The organism is Streptomyces fulvoviolaceus, from assembly GCF_000718165.1.
GTDB lineage: Bacteria > Actinomycetota > Actinomycetes > Streptomycetales > Streptomycetaceae > Streptomyces > Streptomyces fulvoviolaceus.
Window position 1 is genome coordinate 135,377 of the sequence record NZ_JOEY01000028.1, and the last position, 23,495, is coordinate 158,871.

Consider the following 23,495-nt stretch of genomic DNA (forward strand, 5'->3'; position numbering starts at 1 on the left):
CCGACGCACTACAGAAAGCGGGTGCACGGGGCGTCCTCGTGCCGGATCATGGCGGCATGTCTGCAAACCCACACGACGCTCTGCCGATCCGGCTCAACGTCGACGACAGTGACTCGCCGTCCGATGTCGTCGACGCGCTGTTCCTCGGCCGCTTCGCGACGGGCGAGCAGCCGTACTCGCACGCGGCCAACATCGACCGGGTGCGGTCCGGGGCCACGCTGATGCCGACGGGCGCCGAGGTGTTGCGCATCGCGCGCGACGACGACCGCAGCGCGACGCTGGCGCAGGGCGACGGCTGGACCCTGCTGATCTCCCGCTGGAACCGGGGCGCGGACGTCACGGTCACGGCCACCACCGCCGAGCTGGCGAAGAGGGTCCTCGACCAGGCCACCGACGGCGCGGCGGACGAGCCCGAACCCCAGCCGGAGAACGTGACCATGGGCTTCTGGTACGTCTCCCCGAGGCGGGGCCCGCACCGCACGACCCGGCAGATCTCCGCGGGCACGTGGGACGAGGTGCGGGAGAACTACACCGCACCGGTGGCGGACGCGATGGACCGCCTGATGAAGACGACACCCGAGGACATCGCGGGGAGGCTTCTGCTGCTCCACGGCCCGCCGGGGACCGGCAAGACCTCCGCCCTGCGCACACTCGCCCGCTCCTGGCGGGACTGGTGCCAGGTGGACTGTGTCCTGGACCCGGAACGGCTGTTCAGTGACGTCGGCTATCTGATGGACATCGCGATCGGCGAGGAGGACGCGACGGGCAAGGGCCGCTGGCGGCTGCTCCTGCTGGAGGACTGCGACGAGCTGATCCGCGGCGAGGCGAAGCACACCGCGGGGCAGGCGCTGTCGCGGTTGCTGAACCTGACCGACGGCCTGCTGGGCCAGGGCCGCAACGTCCTGGTGGGTGTCACGACGAACGAGGACCTGGAGCGCCTCCACCCGGCCGTCGTCCGCCCGGGCCGCTGTCTGGCCCGCATCGAGGTGGGCGCCCTGACCCGCCGGGAGGCGGCGAACTGGCTCGGCACGGAAGAGGGCGTCGGCCGCGAGGGCGCGACGCTGGCGGAGCTGTACGCGCTGCGCCGGGGGACCTCTCCGACTGCGGTGCCGGAGCCGCGGGCGGGGGCGGACGCGGGGCTGTATCTGTAAGCCGGTTCCGGTAGGCGGATCAGTAAGCCGGTTCCATAGGCGGGATCTACAGGCCGGGCGTCGCTTCCGTCATTTGCCGATCCGTCATTTGTCGAACGCCGCCCGCAGGGCATCCCGCACGGCGATGAGCGCCGCGTTCTCGTCCAGCCCGAGGCGCCGAACCCGCTCGACGTAGGCCTGCGCGGCCGACGCCGCCTCACGTTCCGCCGCGGAGCCCGCCGCGGCGACGAACGTTCCGTTGCGCCCCCGCGTCTCGATCACCCCGTCCGCCTCCAGCGCCCGGTACGCCTTGGCGACGGTGTTCGCGGCGAGCCCGAGGGACTCGGCCAGGCCCCGCACGGTCGGCAGCCGGTACCCCACCGGCAGCACGCCGGCCCGCGCCTGCTCGGAGATCTGCGCCCGCACCTGCTCGTACGGCGGTGCGCTGTCGTCGATGTGGATCTTCAAGGTCACGGGGTGATTGTCCCGCACCCGGCGGAAAATGAGAGGCACCCGGGCGCATCTCCCCCGTAGCGTGCCCGTTCATGACTGTGATCGTTCGCGATGTCCGCCCCGAAGTCCGCACCGAAACTGCGGCATTGGCCCGGGTCAGGCATCTCGCCTTCCCCTTCATGCCGATCACCCCGGAGTCCGTGGTTCACACCATCACGCATTCCCACCCGGACGCCCGCTTCCGGTGGCTGATCGCCGAGGAGGACGGCGAGATCATCGGCTCGACCGTCGTCGGCCTCGCCCACGACAGCCCGGATCCCGGCCAGGGCTACGTCAACGTGTACGTGCACCCGGAGCGGATACACCGCGGCGCCGGTGCGCTCCTGCTCCGCACCGCGGAGGAGTACCTGGCCGCCCAGGGGGCGACGAAGCTCTTCTCCTGGGTCGTGGACGCACCGGACAACCGCGCCTTCGCCGAGCGGCGCGGCTACCGCGCGAGCCGCTCCGGGAAGGTGCTGCGCCTGGACCTGGAGAACGGCACACTGCCCCCGCTGCAGGACCCGCCCCCGGGCGTCGAGCTGCGCACGGCCGCCGACTTCGCGGACGACCCGCGCCCGATGTTCGACCTGGACGCGGAGGCGGTCCTGGACGAACCGAGCGACGTCGACACCGAGTTCACCGACTACGAGGCCTGGATCGAGGAGACCTGGAACCACCCGCTCCTCAGCCACGAGCTGACCTCGGTCGCCGTCGTCGACGGCCGCCCCGTGGCCTTGAGCGCGGCCCACACCGACGGGGCCACCCAGTACGGCTCCGCCATGACCGGCACCGCCCGCGCCTTCCGCGGCCGGGGCCTGGCCAAGCTCGCCAAGAACGACTCCCTGCACCGAGCCCGCGCCGCCGGGTGCAAGGAGGCGTTCACGGGCAACGACGCCGGCAACGAGCCCATGCTCGCGATCAACAAGTGGTTCGGGTACGAGGTCTACGCGACGGAGGTGCGGTATGTCCGCGAACTCGGCTGAGCCCGCAGTGCTCCTGGAGGTCGTCCTCGTCAAGGCAGGCCGCACGAAGATCCGTTACGAGGCCGCGCTCCTCGCCGACGACGGCAACCGCGTCGCCGTCCGCGCCCCGTGGGCCGGCGAGGGCGTCCGCGACTTCGGCTTCGTGCGCTTCGAGCCGGGCGACGTCTTCACGGAGTACTACTGGCGGGACCGCTGGTACTCGGTGAAGGAGGTCCGGGACTCCGAGGGCGGTCTGAAGGGCTGGTACTGCGACATCACCCGCCCGGCCACCCGCTCCGGCGCGGAACTCGTCGTGGAGGACCTCGACCTGGACCTGTGGCGCTCCGGCGACGGTACGGCCGTGATCCGCCTGGACGAGGACGAGTTCGCCGAGAGCGGGCTGACGGAGCGGGACCCGGAGGCGGCGGCCGCCGCGGTGGCCGCGCTCGACGAGCTGGAGGCGCTGGCGCGCGAGGGCGGATTCGGCACGCTGCTGGCCTAGGCGGTCGCCACCACGGCGTACCGCTCGTCGGCCACGTCCCTCCCCCACAGCAGCGCGTCCTCCGACAGCCGCTCCACGCGCACGTGCCCGGCGAGGGGGTCCACCAGGCCGGTGAGCACCTCGGCCGGTATCCCGGCCGGGCTGACCGTCCCCCACACCCCCTCGACCAGCACGAGCCGCCCTCCCGGTCTCAGCAGTCCCCACCAGTGCCGCAGGGCACGGCCGGGGTCGGGCAGGGCCCACAGCACGTGTCGTACGAGGACGGCGTCGAAGCGCTGCTCCCCCACCGGGGGCGCCGCCGCGTCACCGAGCAGGAACGCCGCGTCACGCCCGGCGAGCTTCGCGCGGGCGAGGTCCACCATGGCCGGGGAGCTGTCCACGCCGGTGACGCGGTGTCCCTGTTCGGCCGCGAGGAGCGACAGGCTGCCGGTGCCGCAGCCGAGGTCGAGGATGTCGGAGGGCCGCTCGGGCAGCCAGCCGCGCAGCCGCCCGGCCCAGGCCCGGCGCACCTCGGGGTCGCGCAGGCCGTGGTCCGGCTCGTCGTCGAAGGCGGCGGCCTCGGCATCCCAGTCGACGGCCGCCCCGGCCTTGTCGTCACTGTCGTCGGTCATGGGCCCAAGAGTGACACCCGCCACTGACAATCGAATCGTGACAGCCGCCACTGACAGATCGGGGCCGATGAGTAACCCTCCCCCAAAGGGTCTACCTCCGTGAGAACGCGGAACTCGGTAGGCACTGCGAGGAGGCAGCCATGCGCCGCGTAACGCAGCAGAAGCCCCTGAAGAAGTCAGACGCCCGTCGGATCCGCGAGGAGGCCGACGAGCGCCCCGCGGGACGTCCCGAGGTCCGAAAGGACATCGCGCGCACATGGTGGCCGGACGGGTGACCGTGATGGTCCGGCCTGTCAGACCAGCCGCTTGCGGTAGTGGATGCGGTCGTACGGCCCGTCCACCCGTCGCTCCGTGGCCTCGTACCCGAACTTCGGGTAGATCTTCTGGTTCTCCCACATCAGGGCGTTCGTGTAGAGCCTGACCTCGGGCAGTCCCAGCGCACGCGCGTGTGCCTCCACGAACCGCAGCAGCCGTCCCCCCACGCCCGTGCCCTGGGCGTCGGGGTGGACGGCGATGTTGTCGAGGTACAGATGGTCCTCGTGCACCTCGATCGCCACGAGTCCGGTCACCGGGTCCCCCGTGACGAACACCTGCCCCGCGGCCACGTTCGCCGCGTGGTCCCGCTCCATGGGCTGCGGCACCACCCCGATGCGCTCGATGTAGTGGTGGTACGCGGCATCGGTCACGGCTTTCACGGCCGGCACGTCGGCGGCGACGGCCGGCCGGATCTCCTCGGTTGTCATGCCGTGGACGCTACCTACCTCAGCTCAGCCTGAGCACTCCCTTAAAGCGACCATAAGGATCTCCATCACCCGCCTCCAGCAGGCGATTCCGCGGTTTCTTGGGGCTAGCTTGCTGATCGCCCCCACGGGATCCCCAAGAATCGCTGCGAGGAGTTTCCTTCATGCCTGCACGCCGTATGGTCGCCGCCGTCGCCACCCTCGGCCTGACCCCACTCGCCCTCACCGCACTGGCCGCCGCGCCGGCGTCGGCGCACGGCACGATGGGCGACCCCGTCAGCCGGGTCGCCCAGTGCTACGCGGAGGGTCCCGAGAGCCCGAGTTCCGACGCGTGCAAGGCGGCGGTCGCGGCCGGCGGCACGCAGGCGCTCTACGACTGGAACGGCGTCCGCATAGGCGACGCGAACGGACAGCACCAGACGCTGATCCCGGACGGCAAGCTGTGCAGCGCGAACAGCGAGGAGTTCAAGGGGCTCGACCTGGCCCGCGCCGACTGGCCCGCGACGAGCGTGAGCAGCGGCTCGTACACCTTCAAGTACCGCGTGACGGCCCAGCACAAGGGCACCTTCAAGGTGTACATCACCAAGGCCGGCTACGACCCGACGCAGCCGCTGGCCTGGGACGACCTGGACCTGGACAACCCGGTGGCGACGGCCACCGACCCGGTCGCCTCCGGCGGCTACTACACGTTCTCCGGGACCCTCCCGGAGCGCTCCGGCTCGCAGCTCCTGTACGCGGTCTGGCAGCGCTCGGACAGCCCGGAGGCGTTCTACTCCTGCTCGGACGTGACGTTCGGAGGAAGCAGCGCCGACAGCGGCAGCGGTACGACAAGCAGCCCGACCCCGAGCGCCTCCGCCCCCTCCGAGGAGCAGATCGAGGAGGGCGCCGACGAGTCGACGGTCGAGCACCACGGCCACGGGGACGACGACGCCAGTACGTCGGCGGAGCCGACCACGACGTCGGAGACGACCGCTGCCGCCGCCAATGATGTGCAGGCGGCCGGCACCACGGAGAACCTCGCCGAGACCGGCAGCGACAGCAGCACCTCGTACATCGCGATGGGCGGCGCGGCCGTCCTCGCGATCGGCGCGGCGATCCTGTTCGGATCCGTCCGGCGGCGCGGGGTGAGCGGCGGCCGGCACGGCCGCTAGGACCACCGCGGAGGGGCGGGGGCTGTCCGGCGGCTCAGGCCGGACAGCCCCCGGGTCGTCTGTTACTCGAACACGGACGCGCAGGTGGTCGGGGTGGCGTGCGCCGGGTCGAGGGCGTTGAGCACTTCGTGGAAGGCGATCAGGTCGAGCAGGCCGATCGCCGCGTGCTCGGAGAGATCCAGCGGGCACAGGTCCTGGATCAGGACGTTGTTGACGCCGGATCCGCTGAGGAACTGGCTCTGGTACGGCGTGACCACCTCGTCGTACTTGGTGGCGATGACCGTGTACTTGACGCCGGGGACGGTGTCACCGCCCTCGTTGAGCTTGGTGAGGAAGGCGGATCCGGCGGTCTGGTCGGCGAGGGCCGGGGTGGCCGAGGAGAGCAGGTCGGCGGCGCCCGGGAAGTAGGCGAGCAGGTTGGCCAGGCCGCTCAGGGTGGAGCCGTGGTTGCTGGGCGCGATGCCGACGAGGGCGTTCACCTTGGCGGCTCCGCCGAGGAACTTGAGGTAGTAGCGGGGCATCATGCCGCCCTGCGAGTGGCCGACGAGGTCGGTCTCAGCGGCGCCGGTCGCGGAAAGCACCTTGTCGACGTAGGCGGACAGTTGCTCTGCGGACTTGTCGACGGGGCCGAGGCCGTAGAAGACGGGCACGCCCGCCAGTTGGCCGTAGTCGAACGAGAAGACGCAGTATCCGCGGCCCTTCAGATACGGCGCGAGGGACAGCCAGTTGTCCACGGAGTTCGCGAAGGTGCCGTGCACGAGGACGACGGGGTGGGGGTGGGCGGCGGAGGGCTTGCAGGTGTAGTCGTTCCAGCCGCTGCTGGGGGCGTCGGCGGCCTGGGCGGTGGTGGCGGGGACGACGGCGACCGTGGCGGTCAGAAGCAGTGCGGTCAGGGGTCTGAGCACTCGTTTCCAGGGCAGCATCGTGTGATCTCCTTGCGGCTCAAGGGAGTTGCGACGGCTCTACGCCCTGTGATCCGGATCACGAGGATGCTGTTCACTCGTCAAGTTACGAACGAGTAGTGCACTTGTGAAGTTACGCGTCAGTAAAAACTTCCAGTGGTAACTGCCGACGACTGCAACTGCTGATGAACCGTCACCAGGCGGGCCTGATGGGACCATAGGGCGCGATGCGCACCAATTGATCACGCAACGCCCGCACTTCACCCTCACCGATCAGTTCGACCCACACCCGAACAGCCTCCGCAGCCGCCTCCTCCGCGGCCCTGGTACAGGCCCACCCCCGCTCGGTCAGCACGACGAGCCGGGCCCGCGCGTCACCGGGATGCGGCCGCCGTTCGGCATACCCCTTGCGCACGATCTCGTCGACGAGCTGACTGGCGGCCTGTTTGGTCACCCCGAGATGGGCGGCGAGCTCGGTGACCGTGGCACCGTCCGGGGCCAGCCGGGTGAACGCGAAGCCGTGCGCGGGCCGCACTTCGAATCCACGGGCGACGACACCGTCGTTGATGCGTTGCGTCAGGTCACCGGCGGCGGCGAGCAGGGCGGCGGCCAGGACCAGGGCTTCGGAGTTCTGCACGGAGGCATTGAAACACCCTTGACGATTTGGTCAAGCACCTTGACTATGACACCACATAGTCAAGCTACTTGACCACTTGCCGACTCGGAGGCCGCCCATGCCCGTCATCCGCCTGTCCGAAGCCGTCACCCACGAGATCCACGGCGCCCGCTTCGTCTCGTACGCCACTCCCCTGACCGGCAGCAAAGAGCTCTGCGCCTGGCGCGGCGAGATCCCCGGGGGCACCAAGACGCCCGCCCACACGGTCAACCGCGAGGAGATCTTCCACCTCCTCGCCGGCGAACTGCTGATCACGCTCGACGACGACGTCCACCGGATCGCGGCGGGCGACACGGTGATCATCAACCCCGGCGCGACCCTGAGCGTCGAGAACCCGACCGATCAGACCGCCGTCTCCTGGGTCACCACCTCCATCGGCCTGGAGGCGGTACTGGCCGACGGCACGGTCATCACTCCGCCGTGGGCCAACTGACGCCTGCACAAGAGGAGTTACGCCGCCAGCGCCCCCGGCATCACCGCGTACGGTCCGAACTTCGCCCGGGCGCGGTCCGCGACCTCCTCGATGCGGCGGAGTTTCTCGTCGGCGGGGTCGAAGGTGAGCTGGTGGGAAGCCTGTTCGGCGGGGTCGAGGCCCTCGGCGCGCAGGGCGATGGAGCGGACCCGGGCGCGCTGGAGGCCGAGCGCCTCGTACATGTCGTACGCCGCCCTGGTCAGCGCCGCCGAGTGCGCGGTCGGCTCCTTGAGGGTGCGGCTGCGGGTGGTCGCGGAGCGGTCGGCGTAGCGGACGGTGAGGGTCAGCGTGCCGCAGACCTTGTCCACGGCGCGCAGCCGGGCGCCCAGTTCCTCGGCGGCGGAGAGCAGGGCGCGGCGGTGCCGGTCCTCGTCCAACTCGTCGCGGCTGAAGGGGCGTTCGGTGGCGAGGGAGCGGGAAACCGCGTTCGGGACCACCCGGCCGCGGTCCACGCCGCTCGCCTTCTCGTGCAGCTCGCGGCCGGCCCTCGTACCGACCAGGCGCTGGAGCGTGGACAGGGGCGCGGCGGCGACCCGGCCGAGGGTGTCGAGGCCGTACTCGCACAGAGTGCGGGCGGTGGCCTTGCCGACGCCGGGGAGCGCGGCGACGGGTCGGTCGGCAAGGAAATCCGCCACGGCATCGTCCGGCACCATGCAGGTCACCCCGGGGCGGGCGTCCCGCAGCGCCATCCGCGCCAGCATCGGCCCGGGCCCGGCGCCGATCATGCAGTCGACCCCGTGCAGCGCGAGCGCCCGCACCCGGATCACCGAGGCCAACTCGACGGCGCCGCGCCCGAAGTACCGCTCGGCGCCCCGCAGATCGGCCAGCGCCCCGTCCGGCGGCAACGCCTCGACGACCGGTGTGAACTCCTCCAGCAGCCCGAGCAACCCCGGCAGGGCCGCCTCGTACACCGTCGGCAGCTGGAAACGTACGCAGAGGATGGTCATCCCGCACTCCCCGGACTCTGGTGCCACAACTTCCGTACCTGTGAAGGCTCTTGACCCGCCGGTCGCAGATCGGCCCATGGATGCAGTTCGTATCCCGTCGGCATTTGGATTCGCCGCCCGCCGGTCGAATCACCGGCCCCTTCCGGCACGGGCTCCGCCAGCCGTTTCGCCACCTCGTCGAGCCCGCCCTCGGCACGCAGCTCGACCAGTTCGGCGAGGTTCCAGGCGGCGGCGCCCACCACGCTGAGGCTGCGCGGGCCGCGGCGCTGCACCACTCCGCGCACCAGCAGCAGCCAGGAGTGGAAGACGGTGTGCGCGCAGGCGTCGTGCGAGTCGTCGAAGAAGGCGAGGTCGACCAGGCCCGTGCCGTCGTCCAGGGTGGTGAAGATGACGCGCTTGCCCGAGCGGATCGGCGGGGTCTGGGTGGCCGCCTTGGCACCCGCGACCAGCACGGTCTCCCCGTGCCGCACCTCCCGCAGCCGCCGCGCCGACAGCACGCCCAACTCGTCGAGGAAAGCCCGGTGGTCGTCCATCAGATTGCGCGAGGCGTCCATGGACAGCACGCCCAGCTCGGCGCTGAGCCTCTCGGCGGAGGACAGGTCCGGCAGCCCGGCGGGAGCGGTCTTCCGCCCACCGGCCAGTGGAAGCTGACCTCCCCCCGCACCCCTCGCACCCCGGTGCAACTCGGTCAAGTGCAGTTGCAGATCACGGCGGTTGGCACCGAAGGCGTCCAACGCCCCTACCTGAGCCAGCCGTTGTGCCAGCGGTCGGCTCGGCCGCGCCCGTTCCCAGAAGTCCAGCAGCGAGGCGTACGGCCGCCCGTCCGCGATCCGTGCCGCCTCGGCCTCGCTGATGCCGTGCACGTCGGAGAGGGCGAGCCGCAGCCCCCATCGTCGAGAAGAATCGACCGATTCAGACACCAGTTCGATACGGTGAGCGACCGCCGACCGGTTCACGTCCAACGGCAGGATCGGCACCCCACGCCGCCGCGCGTCCGCCAGCAGCAGCCGCTTCGGATACATCCCGGGGTCGTGCGTGAGCAGCCCCGCGTAGAAGGCGGCCGGGTGATGCGCCTTCAGCCACGCCGACTGGTACGTCGGCACGGCGAAGGCGACCGCGTGCGCCTTGCAGAAGCCGTACGACCCGAAGGCCTCGACGATCTCCCACGTCCGCCGAATCGTTTCTGCGTCATACCCGTTCGCCGCCGCGTGCTGCGCGAACCAGAACCGGATCCGCCCCTGCGACTCCGGGTCGGACAGCCCGCGCCGCACCCGGTCCGCCTCGTCGCGTCCGCAGCCGGTCATGATGTCGACGATGTCGATGATCTGCTCGTGGAAGACGACGACCCCGTAGGTGTCCCGCAGCGGCTCCTCCAGATCCGGGTGCGGATAGCGGATGGGCGCCCGCCCGTGCCGCGCCTCGATGAACGGCCGCACCATGTCGGCGGCGACCGGCCCCGGCCGGAAGAGCGAGATGTCGACGACGAGGTCGTGGAAGGTGGCCGGCTGCAGCCGCCCGACCAGGTCGCGCTGACCCGGCGACTCGATCTGGAAGCAGCCCAACGTCTCGGTGGAACGGATGAGCTGGTACGTCGCCGGGTCGCCGGGCGGTACGGCGTCCAGGTCGATCCGGTCCCCCGTCGCCCGCTCCACCTCCACGACCGCGTGTGCCATCGCCGACTGCATCCGCACACCGAGCACGTCGAGCTTGAGCAGCCCGAGGTCCTCGACGTCCTCCTTGTCGAACTGCGACATGGGGAAGCCCTCGCCGCTGGTCGGCATGACCGGCGTACGGCTCAACAGGGACGCGTCGGAGAGGAGCACTCCGCACGGGTGCATGGCGACTCCGCGCGGGAGGGCGTCGAGGGCCTCGACCAGCTCCCAGAGCCGGCCGTATCTGTTCTTCTCCCCTGCCAGAGCCTTGAGTTCGGGCAGTTCCTCCAGCGCCGCGCGGGCGTCGCGCGCCCGGATGTGCGGGAAGGACTTGGCGATGCGGTCGATGTCGGCCGGGTCCATGGACAGGGCCGCGCCCACGTCCCGGATCGCGTGCCGCACCCGGTACGTCTCCGGCATCGCGACCGTCGCCACCCGCTCGGTGCCGAACCGGCCGATGATCGCCCGGTAGACCTCCAGGCGGCGCGCGGACTCCACGTCGATGTCGATGTCGGGCAGCACGAGCCGGCGTTTGGACAGGAAGCGCTCCATCAGCAGCCCGTGTTCGACCGGGTCGGCGTGGGCGATGCCGAGGAGGTGGTTGACGAGGGAGCCGGCACCGGAGCCGCGGGCGGCGACCCGGATTCCCATCTCCCGTACGTCGTCCACCACTTGAGCGACCGTCAGGAAGTAGGAGGCGAAGCCGTGGTGGGCGATGATGTCCAGTTCCCGGTGCATCCGCTCCCAATAGAGAACCGCTTCAGGAGAGCGGGTGTATCCCTTCAGCACCATCCCCGCCGCCGCCCGCGAGGCCAGCGCCCGCTGGGCGGTGCGGCGGCCCGCGCCGACCAGGTGCGGCTCGGGGAAGTGGACGGTGCCGATGCCGAGGTCGTCCTCGGGGTCGACCAGGCACTCGGCGGCCGTCGCCTGCGTCTGCTCCAGCAGCCGGTGGGCGGTGTCGCGCCGGAAGCCCGCGGCCTCCACGATCCGCTCGGCCGCCCCCAGCATGGTGCCCGCGTCCTTGAGCCAGGCCTCGCCGGAGTCCAGCTCCTTGGTGGCGTCGACTGGGACCAGGCGGCGGGCGGCGTCCAGGACGTCGGCGACCGGGCCGAGGCCCGGGTCGGCGTACCGGACGGCGTTGCTGAGCACGGGGCGTATGCGCTGCTCGGCGGCGAAGCCGACGGTGCGGGCGGCCAGCCTCAGGGAGCCGGGGCCGGTGCCCTTGCGGCCGTGCCAGACGGCTTCGAGGCGCAGGGCGTCGCCGTAGGTCTCCCGCCAGGGGGCGAGCAGCCGGGCCGCACGGTCGGGACGCCCCGCGGCGAGGGCGCGGCCGACGTCGGAGGCGGGGCCGAGCAGGACGGTCAGGCCGTCTCCCCTGTTGTCCGCCCACGGCAGCAGAGGAGATCCCTCCCCCGCATGCGCCGCCGTGACCATCCGGCACAGGTCGGCCCAGCCGCGGGCGCCGTCCCGGGCGAGGAAGGTGACGCGGGGTGTCGACTCGTCGATGAAGGCACCCCCGCGTACGGGAGCGCGGCGCCGCTCCTGCCGTACGGGCTCGGGGGCAGGCTCCTCCACCGCCAGCTCCACCCCGAACAACGGCCGCACACCCGCCTTCGCACAGGCCTTGGCGAAGCGGACCGTGCCCGCGAGGGTGTCGCGGTCGGTGAGGGCGAGGGCGTCCATGCTCCGCTCGGAGGCGCGCTCGGCCAGCCGCTCCGGGTGGGAGGCGCCGTAGCGCAGGGAGAACCCGGAGACGGCGTGCAGATGCGTGAACCCTGGCATCCGTACCTCCCATCTCCGCATCATTTTCGAACACCAGTTCCCGACTGCCCCACCCCCACCATAGACCAAATCTCGAACATCTGTACGACAACCGTTCGGCCGCCTCCCACCTGCGGAAACGTCCGCCGCCTCGGACTGTGGGGACATGACAGAGAACAGCTTTCTCGCCGAGGTGAAGGACGCGGTCACTCCGCGGGCCACGCTGCTCGCCCTCGGCGTGGTCGCCCTCCAGCTGCTGTTCATCGCCTCCTATGTGGGGGCACTGCACAATCCGAAGCCCAAGGACGTGCCCTTCGGGGTCGTCGCGCCCCAGGCCGCGGCCCAGCAGGCGGTGACCCGGCTGGAGCAGCTGCCGGGGTCGCCGCTGGACCCGCGCGCGGTGGCCGACGCGGCGACGGCGCGAAAGCAGATCCTGAACCGGGACATCGACGGGGCGCTGATCATCGACCCGGCCGGCACCACCGACACCCTCCTGGTCGCCTCCGGCGGCGGCACCGTCCTCGCCACCGCGCTGGAGACGCTCACCGCCACCCTGGAGAAGGCCGAGCAGCGCACGGTGCGGACGATCGACGTGGCCCCTGCCTCGCCCCAGGACTTCGACGGGCTGTCCTCCTTCTACGTCGTCGTGGGCTGGTGCGTCGGCGGCTATCTGTGCGCCTCGATCCTGGCGATCAGCACGGGTGCCCGGCCCGCCAACCCCCGTCGCGCGGTGATCCGGCTGGTCGTGATGGCGCTGGTGTCGATCGTCGGCGGGCTCGGCGGTGCGGTGATCGTGGGGCCGATCCTGGACGCGCTGCCGGGCAGTGTGATGGCCTTCTGGGGGCTCGGCGCGCTGGTCACCTTCGCGGTGGGGGCCGCGACGCTCGCCCTCCAGGGCATCTTCGGGATCATCGGCATCGGCCTCGCGATCCTGCTCGTGGTGATCGCGGGCAACCCGAGCGCGGGCGGGGCCTTCCCGCTGCCGATGCTGCCGCCGTTCTGGAAGGCGATCGGCCCGGCGCTGCCGCCGGGGGCGGGCACCTGGGTGGCGCGCTCCATCGCGTACTTCAAGGGCAACGACACGACCGGCGCCCTGCTGGTGCTGTCGGCATGGTCGGCGGCCGGGATCGCGGTGACGCTGGGGGCGGCGGGGCTACGGAAGAAGCGCGTCGCCGACTGAGCCGCCGTGGTGAGCCGCAGCCGCCGACGGCGCCCAACCCCCACAAGGGCCACCCGCACCCGACATCGAAAGTTGTACGGGTGGTGCGGGTGGGAAATCGAAAAGGCCCGCCCCCACCGGGGGCGGGCCTTCACACGAAACCGTCAGCCGATCTCGGTACCAGTAGCCGACAGCGCCTCGGTGACCGGCTGGAAGAACGTCTCCCCACCGGAGGTGCAGTCGCCACTACCACCGGACGTGAGTCCGATCGCGCTGCTGCCGGAGAACAGCGAGCCACCACTGTCACCGGGCTCGGCGCAGACGTCCGTCTGGATCAGCCCGTTGACGATGTCACCGTTGCCGTAGTTCACGGTGGCATCCAGACCGGTGACCGTACCGTCGTGCACCTGCGTCGTAGAACCACTCCGGGTCACCGACTGCCCGACGGTGGCCTCCGCCGCGCCCGTGATCGCCTGGGCGGAGCCGTCGTAGAGGTCGACCTCGCTCGGGTGGTCGACGTCGGCCGTGTACTTGACCAGACCGAAGTCGTTGTCGGGGAACTGGGAGTCCTCGTTCTCACCGATCACGTTGCCGGACGAGTCCGACCAGCTGGTGATCTCCGCGGTGCAGTGCCCGGCGGTGAGGAAGTACGGCTCCCCGCCCTTGACCACGTTGAAGCCGAGCGAGCAGCGCCCGCCGCCTCCGGTGATGGCGTCGCCGCCCGCGATGAAGGGCTTGAACTCCCCCTTCGTACGCTGGAGTTCGGCCGTGGCACCGAGTCCGTCGACGACCTTGGTGAGCTTGGCCAACTCGGCCTCGGAGACCGTGCGGTCGGCGGTGACGACGACCTTGTTGGTGGTCGGGTCGGTGGCCCAGGACGTACCCGGGATGGTCGCGTCGCTCTTGAGCGTCGTACGGGCGCTCTTGAGCTCGGCGAGGGAGTTCTCGACGATTCTGGCCTTGGCGCCGGCCGCCTCGACGGTCTGCGCCGCGGTCTCGTCGAGCACGTTGACCACGAGGTTCTTGGTCTTCGCGTCGTAGAACGTTCCGGCGGCGTCGGTGCCGAGGTCCTTGCCGAGCGTCGAGGCGAGGTTTCCGGCCGCCGCGGCCGACAGGGTCTTGGCCGTGGGCGCCGCCGGGGTCTCACTGGCGTTCGCAGTCTGCAAGGTGACTCCCGTGGCGACCAGTGCGGCGATGCCCGCACCTGCCACGATCGCCCGCCGCTTGGGTATGCGTCGGTGCTTCAACTCGCGTCCTCCTGTGGGGGGTCGGTCCGGGAGATTGTGGGGACCTCGCGGACCTGAAGGCTGGTTGACGAGCGACCACTCTTCCGGGCGGCACAGGGAGCACACAAGGGGGACTTCCGGACGCGCGTAGAACGGCAGTTGTGCGCTCCCCGCCAGTGGAAAGCGCTTGACTGTCCACGGTCAGTACAGCGAATTCACGCTGCAAACACTACGAGCGAGTAACTGTGGGCACTCTGTGAGGTCTAGTCCTGTCTTGAAATCGACCCCGGTTCATCGGAGTTCGGACGGGGATCGGCGGACGGAAGTTGCTCATGCACCGGTTGCTGCTCCACGGGACGCACCGGTTGTTGCTCCACCGCGGGAGGCGCCGGCTGCTGCACCGCGGGAGGCGCCGGCTGCTGCACCGCGGGAGGCGCCGGCTGCTGAGCCCTCTCCAGGAACCGCAGCAGCTCCACCGGGAACGGCAGCACCAGCGTCGAGTTCTTCTCGGCGGCGACCGCCACCACCGTCTGCAACAGCCGCAGTTGCAGCGCGGCGGGCTGCTCCGACATCACCTCGGCGGCCTCCGCCAGCTTCTTCGACGCCTGCAGTTCGGCATCCGCGTTGATGACCCGCGCCCGCCGCTCCCGGTCGGCCTCCGCCTGCCGGGCCATGGAGCGCTTCATGGTCTCGGGCAGTGACACGTCCTTGATCTCGACCCGGTCGATGGTGACGCCCCACTCCACGGCCGGACTGTCGATCATCAACTCCAGCCCCTGGTTGAGCTTTTCGCGGTTGGAGAGCAGATCGTCCAGATCGCTCTTCCCGATGATCGACCGCAGCGAGGTCTGCGCCATCTGCGCCACCGCGAACCGGTAGTCCTCCACCCGGACGATCGCCTCGGCCGCCCCGGTCACCTTGAAGTAGACGACCGCATCGACCCGCACCGTGACGTTGTCCCGGGTGATGCCCTCCTGCGCGGGCACCGGCATCGTGATGATCTGCATGTTGACCTTGCGGAGCTTGTCCACGAAGGGAACGATCATCGTGAACCCGGGCCCGCGCACATCGGAGCGGAGCTTCCCCAACCGGAAGACCACACCCCGTTCGTACTGTTTGACGACCCGCGCCGCCGACATCACGTACACCACTCCGGCGGACGCGAACGTCACTCCCGCCGCCACCAGCTCCTCGACCATCGCGGCCCCCAGGGTCCGTCGTGGGCGTCTACAGGGGAGTACTGCCTGTACTCCGACGGTAACTCCGGCACCTGGACAAGGGCGAGCCCCCGCACGCGAGTTGCGTACGGGGGCTCGGGTACTGCTGGCTGCGGGTTGAGTAGTCCTCAAGGACTGGTTGAGGTCCTAGAAGACGGCGACGCCGTAGGCGTTCAGGGCCTCGACGACCGGCTGGAAGAAGGTCGTGCCGCCGGAGCTGCAGTTGCCGCTGCCGCCGGAGGTCAGACCGTAGGCGATGCCGCTGGACGAGTACAGCGGGCCGCCGGAGTCGCCGCCCTCGGCGCAGACGTTGGTCTGGATCATGCCGTAGACGACGTCGCCGCTGCCGTAGTTGACGGTCGCGTTCAGGCCGGTGACAGTGCCGGTGTGGATACCGGTGGTCGAGCCGTCACGGATGACCGCGGTGCCCACGCTGGGCGTGCCCGAGCTGGTGATGTCCGTGTTGCCCGCGGTGCCGGACTTGGTGACCGATGTGTTGGTGTACCGGACCGCCGCGTAGTCGTTGGTCGGGAAGCTGTAGCTGACGTTCGTGCCGAGCGTGGTGGTCTGCCCCGAGTTGGAGTACCAGGTCGAGGCGACCTCACCGCAGTGGCCCGCGGTGAGGAAGTAGTAGGTGCTGCCGCTGCGGACGTTGAAGCCGAGCGAACAGCGGTAGCCACCACCGTAGATGGCGTCGCCACCGGTAATCAGCTTGTTGAACTTGCCCGGTGTGTGCTTGATCGTCAGAGCGCCGGCGTTGCTGCCCGCGGTCTTCTTGATCTTTGCGATCTCAGCCTGCGAGACCGTGCTGTCGACGGTGACGATCACGCGGTTCGTCTTGGCGTCGACCGCCCAGGCGGTGCCCGCGATGTCCGACTTGAGAACCGACTTGTTGACACTGCTCAGTTGGGTGGCGCTGAAGGTCTGTGCGTCGGCCGCGCTCGCGCTGGGGACCGCGATCGCGGCCGCGGCGGCGAGTCCGGTGGTAACGGCGATCAGCCGGGTCCGTCTCGCAATGCCACTGCGGGGGGTGGTGCGCTTGATCCTCACGTTTCGTTCCCTCCCAAGGGAAATCGTTGGGCCCGCGTGGGGTCGGGGCCCGTGAGGCGCAGTCGGAGGCACATATGTCCGGATTCCGAACACGCCGTGCCCCTGACAAGCGCTGTGGGGGGAGTATTCGGCCGAACGACCGGTAGGCGCAAGGGCGCCTTTCGGCCGTCAACCTTTGAACTAACCGTGCGATCCGAGTGAACCGACCGCCCCTCAGGCCAGATTGCGCTCCCCCGCCGCGACCGCGACCCCCAGCGTATTCCCCGGCGGCGGGAAAGGGCAGATGAAATGGTCGGCGAAGGCGCACGGCGGGAGCAGCGCACGGTTGAAGTCGACCGTCGTGCGCCCCTCGACGTCCGGCGCCGCCGGGCGCAGGAACCGGAACCGGTAACTGCCGTCCCCGCTCGTGAGATCGCCGAAAACCGCCCACAGCGAGCCGTCGTCCTGGACCGACACCTGAAGCGTCAGCTCCTGCCCGCCCAGCGTGAATGCGAGCACCCCGCCGAGACCGAGCCCACGGGCCTGGCCGTCCGCGTTCTCCACGCGTACGGTGCGATGGCCGCCGTACGGCGTGAAGCGCCCCGGCACGGACCAGCGCGGATCGTACGGCGTGGCCTCGATGCCCCGGAACGCCCGGCGCGCCTCCGAGGCGGGGTCGAAGTCCCGTACGCCCCACACCCCTTCGCGGACCAGCACGACCAGCCGGCGCTCGCCGTACGCCACCCGGGCCGCGCCCGCCGGTCCGGGGTCGGCGGACAGCCGTACCGCACCGCCGAAGGGCCGCCCGTCAACGGTCAGTCCGTCCTCCGCGACGGCCGTCAGCACCACCGCGTCACCGTCGGCGGCCCAGTTCCCGGGGATGTCCGGAAGTCGGCCGTCCGGATAGTCCTCGATCCAGTGCGTGCCCGTCAGCGCGAGCGGTCCGTACGGCGCCGACACCGACTCGACGCGCTGCTCGTGCCACTGCTTCCACGCGTCGGACGCGTCCGACGAAATGCCTGTCGCCATGTGATCAACCCTTCCATACCGGGTCGGAAAGCCCGAGGTGCGAGCGCAGCGTGGTGCCCCGGTACTCCGTACGGAACGCGCCACGCTCCTGGAGCAGCGGCACCACCCGGTCCACGAACTCGTCGAGGCCGCCCGGGGTGAGGTGCGGGACGAGGATGAAGCCGTCGGCGGCGTCCCGCTGCACGAACTCGTCGAGCTCGGTCGCGACCGCCTCCGGGGTGCCGATGAAGGACTGCCGGCCGCTCGCCTCGATCACGGTCTGCCGGATCGACAGCCCCTTCTCCCGGGACAGCGCCCGCCACTTCTCGGCGATCGCCACGGTGTCGCCGCGCCGGGTCCGCCCCTGCGTGATCGACGACTCCGGCACCGGGTCGATGTCGGGGAGGGGCCCGTCGGGGTCGTACGACGACAAGTCCGTGCCCCAGACCTGCTCCAGCGCGAGGAGCGCGTTCTGCGGGGACACCTGCTGCCGTCGGATCTCCGTGGCCTTCTCCTGCGCCTCGGCGGCGGTGTCGCCGAGGACGACGCTGACGCCGGGCATGATCTTGAGATCGTCGGACGTACGACCGTACCGCGCGAGGCGCCTTTTGACATCGGCGTAGAAGGAGCGGCCGGCCTCCAGCGTGCCGTGCCGGGTGAAGATCACGTCGGCCGTCGACGCGGCGAACTCCCGTCCCTCGGCCGAGTCGCCGGCCTGGATGACCACCGGGTACCCCTGCGGCGAGCGCGGCACGGTGAACTCGCCCGCGATGTCGAAGTGTTGTCCCCGGTGCGCGAAGGGGCGGGAGACCCCGTCCGGGGTCCAGGTGTCCCACAACTCCCTTGTGGTGGCGACGAATTCGGTGGCGCGGGTGATGGGGGTCCCCCCGCTCGAGCGAAGCCGAGAGTGGGGGAGGTCAGCGCGGTCCAGGTAGCCGCCTCGCCGGAAGTTCTCCCCCGTGAAGGCGCCGGAGGAGGTCACCACGTTCCAGGCGGCCCGACCCCCGCTGAGATGGTCCAAGGTGGCGAACCTGCGAGCGAGTTCGTACGGCTCGTTGAAGGTCGCGTTGACCGTGGCGGCGAGCCCGAGACGCTCGGTGACGGCCGCGAGCGCGTTGAGGACGGTGATCGACTCGGGGCGCCCGACCACGTCCAAGTCGTGGATACGGCCCTTGTGTTCGCGCAGCCTCAGCCCCTCGGCGAGGAAGAAGAAGTCGAACAGACCGCGCTCGGCGGTCCGGGCCAGGTGCTCGAAGGAGGAGAACTCGATCTGGGACTTCGAGCGCGGATCGGCCCATACGGTGGTGTTGTTGACCCCAGGGAAGTGCGCCGCCAGGTGCATGTACTTCCGACCTGCGGTCATGACGCTCCCCCTGTCACGACGTACTGGTTGGCGGGCTTGGCGAGACCAAGGTGCTCCCGGAGCGTGCTGCCCGGGTAGAAGGTGCGGAACAGGCCCCGGTGCTGCAGCAGTGCCACCGTGCCGTTGACGAGCCGCTCCAGGTCACGGCGCGGCTCGACGGGCGTGAGGTGGAAGCCGTCGACCGTACCGTCCGCGTGCCAGGCGGCGATCAGCTCCGCGAGGTCGACGGGGCCGCCCCGGTAGAGCGGGCCCTGCGCGGTCTGCCGGGGGCCGCCCCCGCCGTGGCCCGGCTCGGCCGCGTGCTCCCCGTCCCCGAGGTCGACGAGAAGGCTCGCGAGGACCCGAAGGTCATCGGGGTTGCGACCGAACTCCACGGCTTCCGACCGGAGTTGGTCGCGTACGGCACCGGCGTGCGCGGCGCTCGCGGCCCGGACGAGGGCCACGTCGGCGTACTGGGCCGCGGTTCGCCGGGCCTGCCCCTCGGTGGCGTCGACCACCCGCACCGGGTGGCCCTGCGGCGGGCGCGGCACGATCGAGGGGCCTCTGACCGAGAAGGACGCGCCCTGGAAGTCGACGTAATGCAGCTTGTCCCGGTCGAGGAAACGGCCGGTCGCCTCGTCCCGTATCTCGGCGTCGTCCTCCCAGCTGTCCCACAACTTCGCGGCCACGTCGGCGACTTCGCCGGCCTCCTGCCACAGGGCGTCGGCGGCGGCCGCGTGCCGGCGGCCGAAGAGGCGGGCCTCGCCCTCGGTGGTCGACACGTCGAGCCGCCAGCCGGCCCGGCCCCGGCTGATCCAGTCGAGGGTCGCGACGGCTGCCTGGACGTGGAAGGGCTCGGTGTGCGTGGTCGTGACGGTGGGCACCAGGCCGATGCGGCCGGTTTCGGGCGCCACGCGCGAGAGAACGGCGAGGGCGTCGAGCCCGGGGCGGGCGAAGGTGTCGTCCAGCGTCACGAAGTCGAGGCCCCCGCGCTCGGCGAGCCGCGCGAGGTCGACGTAGGAGCCGGCGTCATGGACGGACGGCTGGTCGACGGCGGCGGCGAGATGCAACAGTCCCATGGTCACAGCACCTTCGAGAGAAACGCCCGGGTCCGTTCGTGCCGCGGATCGTCGAGTACGTCGCCGGGCGGGCCCTGTTCGACGATGCGCCCGTCGTCCATGAACACGACCGTGTCGGCGACCTCGCGGGCGAATCCGATCTCGTGCGTGACGACGATCATCGTGGTGCCCTGATGGGCCAAGTCCTTGATGACGTCGAGGACTTCACCGACCAGCTCGGGGTCGAGCGCGGAGGTCGGTTCGTCGAAGAGCAGCAGCCTGGGCTCCAGCGCGAGGGCCCGGGCGATGGCGACCCGCTGCTGCTGCCCGCCGGAGAGCTGCTTCGGATAGGCGTCGGCCTTGTCCGCGAGCCCGACCCGGTCGAGCAGCCGCTTCGCAGCCTCCACGGCCTCCTTGCGGGGCCGCTTGAGCGCGGAGACCGGCGCCTCGACGACGTTGTCCAGCACGGTGAGGTGCGGGAACAGGTTGAAGTTCTGGAAGACGAAGCCGATCCGCGTGCGCTGCCGCAGCACCTCGCGCTCGGGCAGCTCGTACAGCTTGTCGCCGCTGCGCCGGTAGCCGACCAGCGCGCCGTCCACGCTGATCGCGCCCCGGTCCACCTTCTCCAGGTGGTTGATGGTGCGCAGCAGCGTCGACTTGCCGGAGCCGGAGGGGCCGAGGATCACGGTGACCTCGCCGGCACGCACGGCGAGATCGATGCCCTTGAGCACTTCCAGGGAGCCGAAACTCTTGTGGACGGACCGTATGTCGACCATGACGCTCATCGCTGAACTTCCTTGGAATAGAGGGGACTTAGGCGGCCGCACGGCCGGCGAGCGCGCTCAGGAACGCCAGCGCGGCCCGCGCGGTGGCGTCGTTCTGCCGGAAGGCGGGCCCGCCCGTGCGCGGCCGGGTGAACGCGCCCGGGGTGCGGCCGTCGGTGTGCGGCCCGAGCGCGAAGCGCCGCGGGTGCGGCCGCCCGGCCCGGTCCAGGACCCGCCCGTCGGCACGGTCCACCCGCAGCAGCCCGTCCGGTGTCTCGCCGGCACCGTCGGCGTGCAGCTCACGCAGCAGCGGGTCGAGGGCACGCCGGAGCGTCGGCTCGGGCAGCCGGGCCTCGACCAGCGCCCGCGCCTCGACCGAGAAGCCGGGCACGGTCGGGCTCGACGCCCGGAACACCCCGTCCTCGGCCCGTACGGCCATGTCCGCCCCGACGAACTTCAGCACCCCCGCCCGGGACAGCGCGAGCAGCTGCCGCAGCCGGGGTCCGGGCGGCCCGGAGGCGAGGTAGCTGAAGAACCCGTGCCACGAGGAGCCGATGTTCCCGAGCCGGACCAGCTGTCCGTAGACGGAGAGCAGGCCGAGGAAGACGGCCAGGTCGGAGCTGTATGCGGGATCATGACTACGGCTCAGGTCGGCCTCCACATACCCGCGCAGTCCTTCCTGGAACTCCTCGTGCGTCGCGTACCGCATCCCGTCCAGCGGACGGTCGAGCGCGGCGAGGTCGAGCCGGTCGGCGGGGTCCGGCACGGCGGAGGCGACGAGGGTCGCACGCTCGTCCCGATCGGCCGCCGCGTACTTCTCCTCGAAGTCGGTCCAGGCGACGGAGGTCCGCTCGGGGTGGACCGTGAACAGCCGGTGGTAGTGCGCGAACCCGAGCTCCTTCTCCACCAGCGGCCACACGTCCCGCCGGAAGTCGAAGCCCTCCGGCCGGGCGAGCAGCCCGTCGATCTCGGCGGGCCCCAGGAACCGTGGCAGCGGCGGCCGTTCACCGGTCCAGTCGTAGCCGATCTTCGACCGGTACGGCACTCCGCGCCGCGAGCCGACGTACAGCACCGGCTCCCGCCCCGAGGGCACGTAGGTGTCCCCCTCGTACCGCCCGCCCCGCCCCTCGGTCAGCAGCACCATCAGGTCGACGAAGGCGAGCCCGAAGCCGCGGACGAGGACGGGTTCGCCGGGCGCGAGCGAGGACAGGTCGCTGTCGGCGGTGAAGTCCGGCGGGAGGTGGACGAGGTCGTGCTCGAGGGCGTACGCAGCCAACTCACGCTGCTCGTCGTCGAGTTCGGCATCCAGGTGCCCAAGGTTCAGCACGACGAGGTCGGCCAGGAGCGGGCGCGGGCGGCCCTCCAGCCACACCTGCTGACGTCCCTCGCGCGAACCGCTCACCCGCAGGGCCCGCCTCGGGTGGTGGTGAACGGCCACGGAGGAAGGCAGCGCGGCCACCGCCCGCTCGTGCACCCAGCGCAGATACGCGCCCTGCAGCTGCCGGTCCGCGAAGGTGCCGCCGTCGATGCCGGCCCACTCGTGCAGCGTGGGGCCGGGGCGCACGGGCCCGGCCATGTCCACCGTCTCGTCGGTGAACATGGTGACGTCCTCGGCGTGCGAGTTCATCCACAGCAGCGGCGACTGCGCCGCGCGCCAGATGCGCCCGGCGCCCGGCGGATGGGGGTCGACGAGATGGATGTCGAAGCCCTCGACGAGGCCCGAACCGCCGTACAGCTCGGGCGCGTTGGCGGCGATCCGCTCGATCAGACCGGTCCCTCGCGGACCGGCCCCGACGATCACCAGGGAGTGCCTCATCGCGTGCGCTCCGAGCCGCGCGCGTAGTGCTTCTCCACGTAGTACTGACCGACGCCGAGCACCGAGGTGACCACGGTGTACCAGACGGTGGCCACCATCAGCAGCGGGATGACCTGGTAGGTGCGGTGGTAGACGAGCTGTACCGAGTAGAGCAGGTCCTGTACGGCGATCACGCTGACGATGGAGGTGCCTTTGAGGGTGCCGATCAGCATGTTCCCGGCGGGCGGCACGATGGCACGCATCGCCTGCGGCAGCACGATCCGCCACCAGCGGCGCCACCGGCTCAGGCCCAGCGCCTGGGCGGCCTCGATCTGTCCCCGGTCGACGGAGAGGATGCCGCCCCGCACGACCTCGGCGGCGTAAGCGGCCTCGTGCAGGGTCAGGCCGATGATGGCGACGGTGACCGGGCCGAGCAGGTCGACCGTCTTCACCCCGAGGATCTGCGGGTACAGCGCCCCGATGTTGAACCACAGCAGCAGCTGCACCAGGATCGGGATCGACCTGAACAGCCAGACGTATCCCCAACTGACGCTTCTGAGCACGGGGTTGGCAGACAGCCGGCCCGCGGCGAGCAGCGCGCCCAGCGCAAAGCCGAGCGTCATCACCACCGCGGTCAGCCACAGCGTGAGCCACAGTCCGCGCAGCACCGCGTCCGAGGTGAAGTAGTCGGCGACGACGTCCCACTGGAACGCCTGGTTGCGCAGGACGGAGTTGACGGCGAGGCCGAGCAGTACGAGAACGGCGACCGCGGCCGTCCACGTGCCGAGACGGCGCCGCGGGACGATCCGCAGGGAATCCGCGTTCTCCGGTATCTCCGGGGCGGCGGGGGCTTTGGCGAGGGTGTCGGAGGACATGCGAAGGCTCCGTGACGTCGAGTC

The 23,495-nt window shown here is 70.8% G+C and carries 23 protein-coding genes; 7 read left to right on the forward strand and 16 right to left on the reverse strand.

What is annotated here, in order from left to right; all coding sequences use genetic code 11:
* The first annotated feature begins 56 nt into the window (after positions 1 to 56).
* Positions 57 to 1,151: a DUF5925 domain-containing protein gene (locus tag IG08_RS0129015; protein ID WP_030608697.1), complete on the forward strand. Its 1,095-nt coding sequence runs from the start codon at positions 57 to 59 to the stop codon at positions 1,149 to 1,151.
* A gap of 84 nt (positions 1,152 to 1,235) precedes the next feature.
* On the opposite strand, the gene IG08_RS0129020 is transcribed toward IG08_RS0129015, so the two are convergent.
* Positions 1,236 to 1,604, reverse strand: coding sequence for a GntR family transcriptional regulator (locus IG08_RS0129020; protein WP_199820915.1), 369 nt, complete (start codon positions 1,602 to 1,604; stop codon positions 1,236 to 1,238).
* A gap of 71 nt (positions 1,605 to 1,675) precedes the next feature.
* Here IG08_RS0129020 and IG08_RS0129025 point away from each other — a divergent pair, with 71 nt between their 5' ends.
* Together IG08_RS0129025 and IG08_RS0129030 are read left to right on the forward strand one after the other, a co-directional pair.
* Entirely contained in the window at positions 1,676 to 2,605 is a 930-nt protein-coding gene (locus IG08_RS0129025) for a GNAT family N-acetyltransferase (protein WP_030608700.1), read from the forward strand.
* Positions 2,586 to 3,086 carry a ribonuclease FAU-1 family protein gene (locus tag IG08_RS0129030; RefSeq protein WP_030608702.1) on the forward strand — a complete coding sequence of 167 codons (501 nt, stop codon included), beginning with the start codon at positions 2,586 to 2,588 and terminating at the stop codon, positions 3,084 to 3,086. The genes IG08_RS0129025 and IG08_RS0129030 overlap by 20 nt, the downstream gene beginning before the upstream one ends.
* Here IG08_RS0129030 and IG08_RS0129035 read toward each other — a convergent pair.
* Positions 3,083 to 3,697, reverse strand: coding sequence for a class I SAM-dependent methyltransferase (locus tag IG08_RS0129035; RefSeq protein ID WP_030608704.1), 615 nt, complete (start codon positions 3,695 to 3,697; stop codon positions 3,083 to 3,085). The two genes, IG08_RS0129030 and IG08_RS0129035, sit on opposite strands and share 4 nt — an antisense overlap.
* A 140-nt stretch (positions 3,698 to 3,837) precedes the next feature.
* Between IG08_RS0129035 and IG08_RS62550 the strand changes: the two genes are divergently transcribed.
* Complete coding sequence (locus IG08_RS62550) at positions 3,838 to 3,972, forward strand: hypothetical protein (protein ID WP_106981043.1); 135 nt, start codon at positions 3,838 to 3,840, stop codon at positions 3,970 to 3,972.
* 18 nt (positions 3,973 to 3,990) lie between these two features.
* On the opposite strand, the gene IG08_RS0129045 is transcribed toward IG08_RS62550, so the two are convergent.
* Complete coding sequence (locus IG08_RS0129045) at positions 3,991 to 4,440, reverse strand: GNAT family N-acetyltransferase (RefSeq protein WP_030608707.1); 450 nt, start codon at positions 4,438 to 4,440, stop codon at positions 3,991 to 3,993.
* Between the two features lie 161 nt (positions 4,441 to 4,601).
* Between IG08_RS0129045 and IG08_RS0129050 the strand changes: the two genes are divergently transcribed.
* On the forward strand, positions 4,602 to 5,588 hold the full coding sequence (locus IG08_RS0129050; RefSeq protein ID WP_030608710.1) for a lytic polysaccharide monooxygenase auxiliary activity family 9 protein: 987 nt from the start codon (positions 4,602 to 4,604) through the stop codon (positions 5,586 to 5,588).
* Between the two features lie 62 nt (positions 5,589 to 5,650).
* On the opposite strand, the gene IG08_RS0129055 is transcribed toward IG08_RS0129050, so the two are convergent.
* Both IG08_RS0129055 and IG08_RS0129060 read right to left on the reverse strand, forming a co-directional pair.
* A complete protein-coding gene (locus IG08_RS0129055; RefSeq protein ID WP_030608712.1) occupies positions 5,651 to 6,511 on the reverse strand; it encodes an esterase/lipase family protein in 861 nt (286 codons plus the stop codon).
* Between the two features lie 172 nt (positions 6,512 to 6,683).
* On the reverse strand, positions 6,684 to 7,127 hold the full coding sequence (locus tag IG08_RS0129060; RefSeq protein ID WP_030608716.1) for a MarR family winged helix-turn-helix transcriptional regulator: 444 nt from the start codon (positions 7,125 to 7,127) through the stop codon (positions 6,684 to 6,686).
* Positions 7,128 to 7,224: 97 nt separating this feature from the next.
* Here IG08_RS0129060 and IG08_RS0129065 point away from each other — a divergent pair, with 97 nt between their 5' ends.
* Positions 7,225 to 7,599: a cupin domain-containing protein gene (locus IG08_RS0129065; RefSeq protein ID WP_030608718.1), complete on the forward strand. Its 375-nt coding sequence runs from the start codon at positions 7,225 to 7,227 to the stop codon at positions 7,597 to 7,599.
* A gap of 17 nt (positions 7,600 to 7,616) precedes the next feature.
* Here IG08_RS0129065 and IG08_RS0129070 read toward each other — a convergent pair whose 3' ends face one another.
* Together IG08_RS0129070 and IG08_RS0129075 are read right to left on the reverse strand one after the other, a co-directional pair.
* Complete coding sequence (locus IG08_RS0129070) at positions 7,617 to 8,585, reverse strand: DNA polymerase Y family protein (protein WP_030608720.1); 969 nt, start codon at positions 8,583 to 8,585, stop codon at positions 7,617 to 7,619.
* The gene (locus IG08_RS0129075; RefSeq protein ID WP_030608723.1) at positions 8,582 to 12,019 is read right to left on the reverse strand and encodes a DNA polymerase III subunit alpha; all 3,438 of its coding nucleotides are present in this window, start codon (positions 12,017 to 12,019) and stop codon (positions 8,582 to 8,584) included. Before IG08_RS0129075 ends, IG08_RS0129070 begins: the two co-directional genes overlap by 4 nt.
* 145 nt (positions 12,020 to 12,164) lie before the next feature.
* Between IG08_RS0129075 and IG08_RS0129080 the strand changes: the two genes are divergently transcribed.
* Positions 12,165 to 13,178, forward strand: a complete 1,014-nt coding sequence (locus IG08_RS0129080) for an ABC-2 transporter permease (RefSeq protein WP_030608726.1) — start codon at positions 12,165 to 12,167, stop codon at positions 13,176 to 13,178.
* Between the two features lie 143 nt (positions 13,179 to 13,321).
* Here the strand turns inward: IG08_RS0129080 and IG08_RS0129085 are convergent, their stop codons facing one another.
* The 9 genes from IG08_RS0129085 to IG08_RS0129125 form a co-directional block, all read right to left on the reverse strand.
* Positions 13,322 to 14,404, reverse strand: coding sequence for a S1 family peptidase (locus IG08_RS0129085; protein WP_030608730.1), 1,083 nt, complete (start codon positions 14,402 to 14,404; stop codon positions 13,322 to 13,324).
* Between the two features lie 242 nt (positions 14,405 to 14,646).
* Positions 14,647 to 15,582 carry a slipin family protein gene (locus tag IG08_RS0129090; protein ID WP_030608733.1) on the reverse strand — a complete coding sequence of 312 codons (936 nt, stop codon included), beginning with the start codon at positions 15,580 to 15,582 and terminating at the stop codon, positions 14,647 to 14,649.
* 165 nt (positions 15,583 to 15,747) lie between these two features.
* Positions 15,748 to 16,650, reverse strand: coding sequence for a S1 family peptidase (locus tag IG08_RS0129095; protein ID WP_030608736.1), 903 nt, complete (start codon positions 16,648 to 16,650; stop codon positions 15,748 to 15,750).
* Between the two features lie 213 nt (positions 16,651 to 16,863).
* Positions 16,864 to 17,658: a DUF1684 domain-containing protein gene (locus IG08_RS0129100; protein ID WP_030608739.1), complete on the reverse strand. Its 795-nt coding sequence runs from the start codon at positions 17,656 to 17,658 to the stop codon at positions 16,864 to 16,866.
* Between the two features lie 4 nt (positions 17,659 to 17,662).
* Positions 17,663 to 19,000, reverse strand: coding sequence for an NtaA/DmoA family FMN-dependent monooxygenase (locus IG08_RS0129105; RefSeq protein ID WP_030608741.1), 1,338 nt, complete (start codon positions 18,998 to 19,000; stop codon positions 17,663 to 17,665).
* Entirely contained in the window at positions 18,997 to 20,058 is a 1,062-nt protein-coding gene (locus IG08_RS0129110) for an LLM class flavin-dependent oxidoreductase (protein WP_030608745.1), read from the reverse strand. The genes IG08_RS0129105 and IG08_RS0129110 overlap by 4 nt, the downstream gene beginning before the upstream one ends.
* Before the next feature lie 2 nt (positions 20,059 to 20,060).
* Positions 20,061 to 20,822 carry an amino acid ABC transporter ATP-binding protein gene (locus IG08_RS0129115; protein WP_030608750.1) on the reverse strand — a complete coding sequence of 254 codons (762 nt, stop codon included), beginning with the start codon at positions 20,820 to 20,822 and terminating at the stop codon, positions 20,061 to 20,063.
* A gap of 28 nt (positions 20,823 to 20,850) precedes the next feature.
* Positions 20,851 to 22,617, reverse strand: a complete 1,767-nt coding sequence (locus tag IG08_RS0129120; RefSeq protein WP_030608753.1) for an FAD/NAD(P)-binding protein — start codon at positions 22,615 to 22,617, stop codon at positions 20,851 to 20,853.
* On the reverse strand, positions 22,614 to 23,471 hold the full coding sequence (locus tag IG08_RS0129125; RefSeq protein ID WP_030608757.1) for an amino acid ABC transporter permease: 858 nt from the start codon (positions 23,469 to 23,471) through the stop codon (positions 22,614 to 22,616). Before IG08_RS0129125 ends, IG08_RS0129120 begins: the two co-directional genes overlap by 4 nt.
* Positions 23,472 to 23,495 lie beyond the last annotated feature (24 nt).

Bases quoted from the DNA above. Each gene is read 5' to 3' on its own strand.
- IG08_RS0129115 (WP_030608750.1), bottom strand. From the start codon at position 20,822: ATGAGCGTCATGGTCGACATACGGTCCGTCCACAAGAGTTTCGGCTCC.
- IG08_RS0129050 (WP_030608710.1), top strand. From the start codon at position 4,602: ATGCCTGCACGCCGTATGGTCGCCGCCGTCGCCACCCTCGGCCTGACC.
- IG08_RS0129055 (WP_030608712.1), bottom strand. From the start codon at position 6,511: ATGCTGCCCTGGAAACGAGTGCTCAGACCCCTGACCGCACTGCTTCTG.
- IG08_RS0129075 (WP_030608723.1), bottom strand. From the start codon at position 12,019: ATGCCAGGGTTCACGCATCTGCACGCCGTCTCCGGGTTCTCCCTGCGC.
- IG08_RS0129100 (WP_030608739.1), bottom strand. From the start codon at position 17,658: ATGGCGACAGGCATTTCGTCGGACGCGTCCGACGCGTGGAAGCAGTGG.
- IG08_RS0129015 (WP_030608697.1), top strand. From the start codon at position 57: ATGTCTGCAAACCCACACGACGCTCTGCCGATCCGGCTCAACGTCGAC.
- IG08_RS0129090 (WP_030608733.1), bottom strand. From the start codon at position 15,582: ATGGTCGAGGAGCTGGTGGCGGCGGGAGTGACGTTCGCGTCCGCCGGA.
- IG08_RS0129120 (WP_030608753.1), bottom strand. From the start codon at position 22,617: ATGAGGCACTCCCTGGTGATCGTCGGGGCCGGTCCGCGAGGGACCGGT.
- IG08_RS0129030 (WP_030608702.1), top strand. From the start codon at position 2,586: ATGTCCGCGAACTCGGCTGAGCCCGCAGTGCTCCTGGAGGTCGTCCTC.
- IG08_RS0129125 (WP_030608757.1), bottom strand. From the start codon at position 23,471: ATGTCCTCCGACACCCTCGCCAAAGCCCCCGCCGCCCCGGAGATACCG.
- IG08_RS0129045 (WP_030608707.1), bottom strand. From the start codon at position 4,440: ATGACAACCGAGGAGATCCGGCCGGCCGTCGCCGCCGACGTGCCGGCC.
- IG08_RS0129080 (WP_030608726.1), top strand. From the start codon at position 12,165: ATGACAGAGAACAGCTTTCTCGCCGAGGTGAAGGACGCGGTCACTCCG.
- IG08_RS0129025 (WP_030608700.1), top strand. From the start codon at position 1,676: ATGACTGTGATCGTTCGCGATGTCCGCCCCGAAGTCCGCACCGAAACT.
- IG08_RS0129070 (WP_030608720.1), bottom strand. From the start codon at position 8,585: ATGACCATCCTCTGCGTACGTTTCCAGCTGCCGACGGTGTACGAGGCG.
- IG08_RS0129035 (WP_030608704.1), bottom strand. From the start codon at position 3,697: ATGACCGACGACAGTGACGACAAGGCCGGGGCGGCCGTCGACTGGGAT.
- IG08_RS0129065 (WP_030608718.1), top strand. From the start codon at position 7,225: ATGCCCGTCATCCGCCTGTCCGAAGCCGTCACCCACGAGATCCACGGC.
- IG08_RS62550 (WP_106981043.1), top strand. From the start codon at position 3,838: ATGCGCCGCGTAACGCAGCAGAAGCCCCTGAAGAAGTCAGACGCCCGT.
- IG08_RS0129110 (WP_030608745.1), bottom strand. From the start codon at position 20,058: ATGGGACTGTTGCATCTCGCCGCCGCCGTCGACCAGCCGTCCGTCCAT.
- IG08_RS0129105 (WP_030608741.1), bottom strand. From the start codon at position 19,000: ATGACCGCAGGTCGGAAGTACATGCACCTGGCGGCGCACTTCCCTGGG.